Below are 9095 nucleotides of genomic sequence, written 5' to 3'. Positions count from 1 at the left end.
TGCAATCAAGGGGTAATACCCTTGGGGTTGGGGCATCAACCTTTGGAATAGGGAATGTAAGACTCCAAACGGAGCTATCCTGCTTGAAGCCGTGATCTCCACTAAAGCTAGAATCCCCTAACTTTAGTTATGGGAGAGTATGTCAAATCTCCGCCCTGAAGGACGGAGTTTTACGCACAATTCGGATAAACTCCCTCTTGGATTTTTTCTATCACACAATCAAAACCTAAAACCTCCATTCTTTCACAAGTAGCATGCTCCGCTTTTTGCAAGCATATTTTTCAAATCAAGGCTCAATCCCTATTAAGATCAAGGGCACGGCTGGAGTGTTGCGCCCTTGTCTATAGAGATTATAGACTTCGCTTTCATAATAGGCAATCCCGCTAGACATCTGCGCACACATCGCCTTAGTGGGGATGATTTCAATGCCCACATCAATAGCGTTCGCCACATAAAACGCCATGTGCTTGACAAAGAGATCGTAAGCCACAAAAGCGTATTTGCCAAACTGCACTTCTATAGCGATGCGCTCTTTTAAAAAGTCAGTTTGGTTGTAGGAAAAGTAGGCAATTTGTCCTTGCGCCTCTATGACTTGCTTTTGCATTTCAGGGCTTAAATACATAGTTTCAAAGGCTAGAGATTGATCAGGTGTGAGGTAGTAGAATTGTCTATTTTCTGACCAACCTAGAATGTTTAAAGAATTTTGAAAAACCTTGTTGAGTTCTATAGGCGAAAATAAATGGATACCTTGCCTACCTTTTTCTTTGGAAGTTTTTGTTTGGCATGCGTAAGCGTTTATATTTGTGATAACTCCAATAATCTCTTGCCACAAATTAGAATGATGGACTTGTAAAAACTCTAACCCATTTAGGTGGGAGTGCAAATAAGCGATTTTCAATACACCCCCAATCCGCGCCACTCCTCTGGCACGCACGCCACGCTGTCGTTTTTGGGTGTGTAAATTTCTTGGCTCATCTCACGGCATTTGAGTTTGCCCTTAAAAAGGTCTAATACCCTCTCTTGTGCGATTTGGCAATATAACTCTTCTTTTTCCACACAGAGTGCCTTTCTGCCATTTTTAAGCGCGCTAATTAGTGTTGTGCCCACCCCACCAAAGGGATCTAAAATACGATCTCCAAAATTACTCAAAGCCAAAATCAAACGATCGACTAATTCAATTGGGAATTGGCAAGGATGGGCGGTTTTTTCCACATGATTACTTTTGACATTGACAATATCCCAAACTTGGCACTCCCAATCTCTAAGCACAATCTCCCACACATCGGCTGGGTTTTTGCCCTTGGGGTTGCCAGAGAGTTGTCCTTTTTTTGCGCCCTTAAAGTGGCGTTTGCCCGGGTATTTGGCTGGGACTCGCACGCTATCCAAATTAAAGGTATAGTCATCGCCCTTGCTAAACCAAAGTATGGTCTCATATCGCCCGCTAAACCTAAGCTTGGAGTGTAAGCCATGCCCAAATCTCCAAATAATGCGGTTTCTGAGCTTAAAACCCAAATCTTTAAAAAGGGGATAAAAATAAATATCTAGGGGATAGACCTCTTTATCTTTGATAAAATTCCCCACTTGCCATGCAATGCTCCCATTCTCTTTAAGCACTCTTTTAAGCTCTTTTAACACGGGTTTAAAATCTTTTAAATAATCTTCAAGGCTTTTTGTTTTTTCATAGTCCTTGCCCACATTGTAAGGTGGGGAGGTAATGATGCAATCAAAACTGGAATCTTCTGTTTGCGCCAAAACATCCAAGATAGAATTATTTAGAATCACATTAACCCCTTAGATTAGTGTATTCATCATCTATAAATCACATACACAGATACTTTATGTCAGGCTAAAGATTATATCTCATTTCCCAAAGTTTGGTAAATGATGTCAAAGGTGTGCCCTCTGTGAAGAGAGTCCCCCTCGTGTCTTCAAAGCCCCTTTGATAGCCCGCAATGCTAAAAGCTTGGCAGGGAAATCCCGCGCATAAGATGTCAAAGTGTGGAGGGATTTGAGCTTGCACGCTTAAATCTGTGATGTCGCCAAAAAGTGGGGTTTTAGGAAAATTAAGCTGATAGGTTTTTTGAGCGCATGGGTTGATTTCGCTCGCAAAGACACAATGCGCCAAATCCTTAAACGCGGCATGAAACCCCCCCACACCCGCAAAGAGATCGATAAAGTTTAACAAGAAATGCCCTATTTCTAAGTTAAGATAGAAAGATATTCTAATACAGCAAACTTAAATCTGTGGGTATCGCTCTAGTCCTAACACACACAACAAACTACGCTATAATACCCCTTTTTTACAAGGAGTTTTATGTCTTACAAAAGCAGAGTTAAAAACCTCATCGCTGAGTTAGAAAAAGATTTGTTCGAGCGCGAGGAGTGCGTGCGCTTGGTGTTGTTAGCCATGTTTGCAGGAAAAGCGATCTTTTTATATGGACCGCCGGGCACAGCCAAATCGATGATTGCTAGAAAAGTCAGCCTTGCCTTTGGTGAGCCCAAAGATTTCTTTAGCGCACTGATGCATCGCTTTTCTACCCCTGAAGATATTTTTGGTCCCATTGACATCGGGCAACTCAAACAAAACCGCCTAGTCAGAAACACTAAGGGCTACTTACCCACCGCTAGCTTTGCCTTTTTAGATGAGATTTGGAAAAGCTCGCCAGCAATCCTAAACACCCTACTAACCATCATCAACGAACGCCTTTTCAAAGAGGGCGACACGGATATTAAAGTCCCCCTAAAGGGCATTGTGTGCGCGAGCAATGAATTCCCTCCCACCAATCAAGGGCTAGAAGCCCTTTACGATCGCATGCTTTTGCGCTACTTTGTAGAACCCTTAAAATCTAAAGAGAATTTTCTCAAACTGATTACCAGCCAAGAGGGCAAGAGTTCTAGCCAACACGCCTTTAGCCTAGAGGAGCTAGAGAGTATCCACCAGCAAGCCGCCCAAATTCCCTTTAGCCAAGAAGCCCTAGAGAGCTTGCACACCATTAAGGCGACCTTAGAGCAACTCAAACACAACCCCGCTTTAGTGGCAAAATTCTTAGGCGAGAGCGCGCCCACAAAAGAGGGCGAGGAAGATACAGAGCCCGATTCTAACTTGATTGCCACCCCCTCTGATCGGCGTTTTAAACAATGCGCCCAGCTTTTACAAGTGGCAGCCCTGCTTAGCGATCAAAAACAAGTTAGCACCCCCGATCTCGCCTTGCTTAGGCATTGTCTGTGGGATAGCCTAGAGCAAATCCCCTTAGTCAATGCGATCTTAGCCCAATGTTTGAAAAGTAGCCATACAAGGGCTAAAGACTTGGAAAAGGCGCAAGAAAACTTTTTGCACCTTGAAAAGATGACAACAGATTCTTTAGAAACTTTTACCAATGCCTACCAAGACTTGCACCAACAAACCACTGCCCACACCCAAACTTTGAGGCAAGAGTTACAAGAGGCAAGCCAAAAGGCTAATGTGTTTTTATCCTCAAAAGACCAAGAAGTCGCTTTTTCGGGCATGCAAGAGTTGTTAGAGGAATTTAAAGTCATCGCTTTAAAATTAGAGGAGCTGTATAGAAACACCCGCCTAGAACACGCCCAACAACAGCTAGAAAACTTAAAACAGGTGTTTCTTAATGAGCCTTTGGAGGAAAAACAACAACGCTTGTATGATGATCTACACATCTACTTTGACAACATCATTGACGATCTCAAGAAAGACCCTAAAGAGGCAGGTCTTTTAGAAGCTTTTCAAACCCTACGCTTGAGATTACAAGAACTCTTGCGGGACGCACAAGCGGGTGTGCTTGAAAAACAAAGACAAGAACAACAACTTCAAACACTCACGCAGAGCATCACAGAAATTATTCAAAAACACGGGCGTATGGATAATAAAAAAGTCATCAACACTAAAGAATTTAAAAAGGCTATTACAGATATTGCAAGGGCTTTAGAAAACTATATCAGGGGCAAGCAAAAATTAAATCAATTAGAAAAAGTGCTAGATGACATTGATTACCCATGTGGGGATGGTCATACAGAGTGTCTATCTAATTACAGCCGTAATTGTGTTCCCCACCTTTTAGGGCTTGCTAAAAGAATAAAGCAAACTTATAAAAACACCAAATGAACGACCTCCAAACCTACGATCTCTTAGACGACCCCCAGATTGCCGCGCAATTTGAGCTAGCATGCCAAGAAAAGGACAGCCAAATTAAAGAGGCTTTAAAAAACCACCCCTTTTTTGAGGAGAGTTTAGCCCACTACCAGCGCAAACACGCCCACCTAGAGCAAAAAGATTTAGTTAAAACCACACGCGCCCAGTTTCATACCCACAACCCCCAAGAAGATTTCAGTTTTATTGACACCCAAGAAAAAGGGCTTAAAACCCCAGAAGATCACGCCACCTTACACCGCTTTATTTTAGAAAAGTGGCAAGGGGTTTTAGAGGATAAAATCACTACTTGGAAACAAGCCACGCAAGCCAAAATGGAGCAGGATTTTTTAGAGCGCATGCAAGCGTGGTTTAAAGCCCTATGGCAGGCAAAACAACTAGCCAAGCAATCCCCCGAACTCTTTGGCACAAGTGGGCTATTTATGGACGCTAAGGGGTTAGCCCTAGAATCCCTAGATTTAGAGGGTTTGGGCGATGAAAAGGCACAAAAACGCGCATTAGAAAATTTAGAGGGCTTGGATACGGGGCTAGAGCTAGAGCAGGGGGGCAAGGGGGGCAAGAGAGAACAAGAGGGAAGTAGGGGCTTTTCCTTGCAGGGGGCTAACCCCACGCGTTTAAACTTGGCCCAAATCCTCGCCCTCTTTGCCCAAATCAAAAACAATAAAGCTTTAATGCAAATCTGCGATCTGCTGGGGCGGATGAAAGAGATGCAACAAGAAATGATTAAGGAGATGATTAGGGAGCTTAAAAGCTATTCTTATCGTGAGCGCCAGCCCACCAGAAATTATAAAGAGGAGATTTGCGGGATTCATCTGAGTAATGATTTAGAAAACTTAATCCCCCAAGAGTTAGCTTTGCTAGATGACCCTGATTTGGAGGTGTTGTTTTACCTGAAATTTACAGAAAAACGCCTCTTTTGTTTTGAAAAGCAGGGCTATATTGATTACCATTTAGAGGGTGTAGAGGAAGTGGAGGTAGAGGTAGAAAAGGAGCAGGAAAAAGAGGGAGAAAAAGGACCTATCATTATTTGCGTGGATACCAGCGGGTCGATGAGTGGCGCGCCCGAGTTCATCGCTAAAGCCCTCACACTCTTTTTAGCCTCCCATGCTAAGAAAACGAAACGATCTTGTTTTTTGATTAACTTTAGCTCCCAAACGAGCGCGATGGATTTGAGCAAGGGCGGGGGGTTTGCTAGATTGAATGAGTTTTTAAGCCTGAGTTTTGGGGGCGGGACGGATGTCGGGCTGGCTTTAAAAGAGGGCTTAAGGGCGATGCAGGAGCAAAACTATAAAAAGGCAGATCTCTTAGTGATCTCAGATGGGGATTTTGGCGGGCTTGATTCAAACCTAGAGCAACAAATGCGCCAAAAACGCCAAGACAAAAACCGCTTTTACTTGCTCGATGTCAATGGCAACTCGGGAGCAAAACACGCCTTTGACAAACACTGGGTTTATGACAGCCGCAGCCAAAATATCCGCGTGCTGTGTGAGCTCAGTAACGATTTGGGGGCGTGATCGATCCCATTTGTGGGAAGTCCTTAAGTTAATTTTGGCTACAATTATGGGTTGCATGGGCGGTGGTTGCTTTGAGTTAGATCAAAGAGGAAAGTCCGAGCTACCTAAGACAAGATTCCATTTAACGGATGGCTAGCGTAAGCTAAGGGAAAGTGCCACAGAAAATAACCGCTCCTTGAGAGTAAGGGTGAAAAGGTGGGGTAAGAGCCCACCGCGTCCTAAGCAATTAGGATCGGACAAGGCAAACCCAATCTGTAGCAAGAAGTGTATGGTAAAGTCTTAAGTTTAGGCACTTCGCAAGAGGTGGGTTGTAAAACCCATCCTAGATAAATAACCACCCACGACAGAACTCGGCTTATGCCCATGCAAATAAAGGAGCACATGCACCAAAGTGTTTTGTTAGAAGAAGTGATTCAGGCTTTCCAAGAGATCATGCAAACAGAAACCAAACCCACCTTAATCGATTGCACGCTAGGCTTAGGCGGGCACACTTTGGCTTTATTAGAAACCTATCCCCATTTGAATATCATCGGGATCGATCAGGACTTGGAGGCTAAAGAGCAGGCTTTAGAAAAGCTCGCCCCTTATGGCGATCGTTTTAACTTTATGCATGGCAATTTTGCTGCCCTCTTGCCCTCTCTTTTAAAAGACCCCTCTTTTTGCATTAAAGGCGTGCTAGCCGATTTGGGCGTGAGCTCTTGGCAACTAGATAGCCCCCATCGAGGCTTTGGGTTCCACTCCAAGCAGTTGGATATGCGTATGGATACAGCCCAATCTTTGGACGCATTTAGAGTGGTGAATACCTACAGCCTTTATCACTTGGAGCAAGTTTTGCAAGCGGGCGAGGTGCGTGAATACAAAAAAATCGCCTCTTTGATCGTTAATAGACGGCACAAACAGCCCTTTGAGAGCGCGCAGGATTTAGCCGACTTTTTAGCCAAACACGCCCACAGAGGCAAGCTCCACCCCGCTACCCTAGTGTTTCAAGCGATCCGTATGGAGGTCAATTCTGAGATGGCAAACTTGCACACACTCTTGGAGTGTGCCAAAAATCTAAAAGAGGCGGTGCTAGCTGTGATCTCTTTTCATTCCTTAGAAGATCGCCAAGTCAAGCATGCTTTTAGGGAATATGCCAAATCTTTGGGGGTCTGTGCCACCAAAAAGCCCATCACCCCCAGTGCCCCAGAATTAAACAGCAACCCTAGAGCACGGAGCGCTAAAATGCGTATTTTTCATTTTCAAGGTTTTTGATGACAACAACAAGCATGGATGTAGAACACCCCTTAGAGGAACGCCGCTTACGCACCAGCCAAAAAGAACGCGATGCCTTATTCAATCAAGAAGTCTTGGAACAAGGAATCCCCCTCTCTTTATTGTGGCGTGTGTTGGGCGTTTTGGTGATTGTGTTAGTCTTATTTGCGCCTAAAATCTATTTGACAAATAATATCTACTACACCAGTAAATCAATCCAAAAGCTCAAGACTCAAGAAAATTTGCTCAAAGAGGAAAAACACCGCCTAGAGCTAGAATTGGAAAAACAACGCTTCAAATACACCATTGAAAACATGCCCTAGGGGATGTGCTCCACAAACCCCGCATCCACCTCTGCCATTTTATCAGCCACCATTTGGGGGAAGTTGGGGTGGGGGGTTTGCAAATCTATTCCATTGTAGGCGTAAATCTCCACGCAACGCCCAAAACCATCGGGAGTTTGGAGCAAGGCATCAATTTTGGGGTGGTAGATCACATGGTGGTTAGCGTGCATGGATTTAGGGTAGGGCGCAAAGCGTTTAAAGGTGTTGCCATTGCTGATCACAAAAATAGGCCCTAGCCCTAAAGCCACGCAAAAATGCGGGATTGCTGTCTCATTAGACACAATAAAACGCGCTTGGCAGAGCAGGGCTAAAAGTTCCATTAAGCTTGTTTTACCCGCTAAGTTGAGGGCATTTGGGATTTTTTGGGCTAATTGTAAGCCATCTAAAGTTTCATTGGGCGAGCCACACAGCACAATTTGGAAGGCTGGGTTGATTTTTTGGGCTAGAACCATCCATGAGTTTAATGCCCATTTTCTTTTTGAATCCCGCGCCCCCAAAAAGAACACGCCGTAATCTTGCGTGGGCTGTGCAAAGCCAGCCTTTGCACTCAAAGGCGGTGGAGGGGCGAGCTCTAAAATAATGTCTGCTAATGGCTTTTGCACAAGCTGGCTAAAAAATTCCTTGTTGCGTTCAAATTCAAACAGGACTTCTGGGGAATTGTTTATAAAGCGTGTATAGGCATGATCTAAGAATCCGGGTCTAGGGGTATTAACAAGCCATTGATTCACCTGCTCAAAACCTAAATGGCCTATTTTGTGCTGGGCATTAATCAGGCTGACTAAGAAATCATCTCGGTAGGTAGAGCGGTGGAATACAGGGTTTAGCACCACCTCATAACTTTTTTGGTTGAGCACATAGATTGTCTTAAGGCGGTAAAACAAAGGGAAGCGTTTCCAAGAACCCCACTTAGAGGTGTCCAAAAGGATCAGATGATCAATGTAGGGGCGATCGTAGGCATCAATCACTTCTAAAAAATCCTTATTGCACAAGAGCGTGATCTCATAGCCAGCGTAGAACTCCCTTAAGGGTTGTAAAAAATTCCTAAAGAGCACATAATCGCCAATGGTGTCTAACTTCATCAGTAATAAAGTTTTGGGGCGGATGGGTTGCTTTTGGATTTTGCGCAACACCCACACCATTAAAGAGGCTAGGGAGTAAGAGACCCTTTCAAGCCATAGGCGCACATGGAGGCGTAAATGGGCTAGAACGCCTAAATGCCCGTTCAATGTTTGACCCCCTTAAGAAGTTTTCATCAAGCCTAGCAGGGCTTCTTTACTAAAGCTGGGCGTGTTGAGCGTGGGGGGTTTGCTAAAGACTTGTTTTTGACTCACGCTTTCTTGGATTTTGCCCAAGGCATGCTTGATGATCTCTAGGCGATCGTGCAAATACGCTGATAAATGCTCAGCCCCTTGAGTTTCTAACAATTCTAGCGGGTTGGCTGCTTGCACCTCTAGGTTCTCGCTCTCCAAGCTAATCACCAACGACCCCCCAAAAAGAGCTTGCCCTAAGAACTGCGCCTTTTGCACCACCTCTTGCATTTGCGCCTCAGTGTTGCCCTGCCCGAGTGTGGGGATGAGCTTGAGCAATTTTTGGCAAGCAATCTGCAAGGTCTGCAAAGCCCCGATACTCTCGTTGATGCCCTTGATCTCGCGGCTGAATTTATCAATCTTGGCGGATTTTTGCTGGGTGTCTAGGATTTCTAAACTCTGGGTGTCAATCGCGCCTAAGTGCTTTTGCAACGCTTCTAGCATGTTCTGTTTCAACATCTGCCATCCTTGTAGTGAGATAAACAAGACAAGCATTTTTTGTTCCGCTAGAATTGGA

Annotated in this window: 9 protein-coding genes and 1 other RNA gene; 5 read left to right on the top strand and 5 right to left on the bottom strand. The window is 44.5% G+C overall.

The window, feature by feature from the left end; genetic code table 11:
• Positions 1 to 286: 286 nt before the first annotated feature.
• From C5684_RS04290 to dcm, 3 genes are all read right to left on the bottom strand, one after another.
• Complete coding sequence (locus tag C5684_RS04290; protein ID WP_104628712.1) at positions 287 to 898, bottom strand: BglII/BstYI family type II restriction endonuclease; 612 nt, start codon at positions 896 to 898, stop codon at positions 287 to 289.
• Positions 895 to 1782, bottom strand: coding sequence for a DNA-methyltransferase (locus C5684_RS04285; RefSeq protein ID WP_104628711.1), 888 nt, complete (start codon positions 1780 to 1782; stop codon positions 895 to 897). Before C5684_RS04285 ends, C5684_RS04290 begins: the two co-directional genes overlap by 4 nt.
• 64 nt (positions 1783 to 1846) lie before the next feature.
• The gene (gene dcm / locus C5684_RS04280) at positions 1847 to 2185 is read right to left on the bottom strand and encodes a DNA (cytosine-5-)-methyltransferase (protein WP_324761462.1); all 339 of its coding nucleotides are present in this window, start codon (positions 2183 to 2185) and stop codon (positions 1847 to 1849) included.
• A 129-nt stretch (positions 2186 to 2314) separates the two neighbouring features.
• Between dcm and C5684_RS04275 the strand changes: the two genes are divergently transcribed.
• The 5 genes from C5684_RS04275 to C5684_RS04255 all read left to right on the top strand — a co-directional run bounded on the left by C5684_RS04275 (position 2315) and on the right by C5684_RS04255 (position 7250).
• Positions 2315 to 4117, top strand: coding sequence for an AAA family ATPase (locus C5684_RS04275; RefSeq protein WP_233708654.1), 1803 nt, complete (start codon positions 2315 to 2317; stop codon positions 4115 to 4117).
• Positions 4114 to 5676 carry a VWA domain-containing protein gene (locus C5684_RS09480; protein ID WP_233708653.1) on the top strand — a complete coding sequence of 521 codons (1563 nt, stop codon included), beginning with the start codon at positions 4114 to 4116 and terminating at the stop codon, positions 5674 to 5676. The genes C5684_RS04275 and C5684_RS09480 overlap by 4 nt, the downstream gene beginning before the upstream one ends.
• A gap of 51 nt (positions 5677 to 5727) precedes the next feature.
• Positions 5728 to 6049, top strand: an RNA gene (gene rnpB / locus C5684_RS04265) — RNase P RNA component class A.
• Positions 6040 to 6927, top strand: a complete 888-nt coding sequence (gene rsmH, locus C5684_RS04260) for a 16S rRNA (cytosine(1402)-N(4))-methyltransferase RsmH (protein ID WP_199764490.1) — start codon at positions 6040 to 6042, stop codon at positions 6925 to 6927. The genes rnpB and rsmH overlap by 10 nt, the downstream gene beginning before the upstream one ends.
• Entirely contained in the window at positions 6927 to 7250 is a 324-nt protein-coding gene (locus C5684_RS04255; RefSeq protein ID WP_104639512.1) for a hypothetical protein, read from the top strand. Before rsmH ends, C5684_RS04255 begins: the two co-directional genes overlap by 1 nt.
• Here C5684_RS04255 and C5684_RS04250 read toward each other — a convergent pair.
• Positions 7247 to 8497, bottom strand: a complete 1251-nt coding sequence (locus C5684_RS04250; protein ID WP_104628705.1) for a glycosyltransferase family 9 protein — start codon at positions 8495 to 8497, stop codon at positions 7247 to 7249. The two genes, C5684_RS04255 and C5684_RS04250, sit on opposite strands and share 4 nt — an antisense overlap.
• Before the next feature lie 12 nt (positions 8498 to 8509).
• A complete protein-coding gene (locus tag C5684_RS04245) occupies positions 8510 to 9037 on the bottom strand; it encodes a flagellar FLiS export co-chaperone (protein WP_006018337.1) in 528 nt (175 codons plus the stop codon).
• Positions 9038 to 9095 lie beyond the last annotated feature (58 nt).

This window comes from Helicobacter bizzozeronii, assembly GCF_900196775.1.
In the GTDB taxonomy this organism is placed as follows: domain Bacteria; phylum Campylobacterota; class Campylobacteria; order Campylobacterales; family Helicobacteraceae; genus Helicobacter; species Helicobacter bizzozeronii.
Note: the sequence above shows the minus strand (reverse complement) of the source record. Positions and strands in the feature narration are given on the sequence as shown.

Excerpts from the sequence above, each read along its gene's own strand:
- C5684_RS04275 (WP_233708654.1), top strand. The coding sequence starts at position 2,315 with ATGTCTTACAAAAGCAGAGTTAAAAACCTCATCGCTGAGTTAGAAAAA.
- C5684_RS09480 (WP_233708653.1), top strand. The coding sequence starts at position 4,114 with ATGAACGACCTCCAAACCTACGATCTCTTAGACGACCCCCAGATTGCC.
- rsmH (WP_199764490.1), top strand. The coding sequence starts at position 6,040 with ATGCAAATAAAGGAGCACATGCACCAAAGTGTTTTGTTAGAAGAAGTG.
- C5684_RS04255 (WP_104639512.1), top strand. The coding sequence starts at position 6,927 with ATGACAACAACAAGCATGGATGTAGAACACCCCTTAGAGGAACGCCGC.
- C5684_RS04245 (WP_006018337.1), bottom strand. The coding sequence starts at position 9,037 with ATGTTGAAACAGAACATGCTAGAAGCGTTGCAAAAGCACTTAGGCGCG.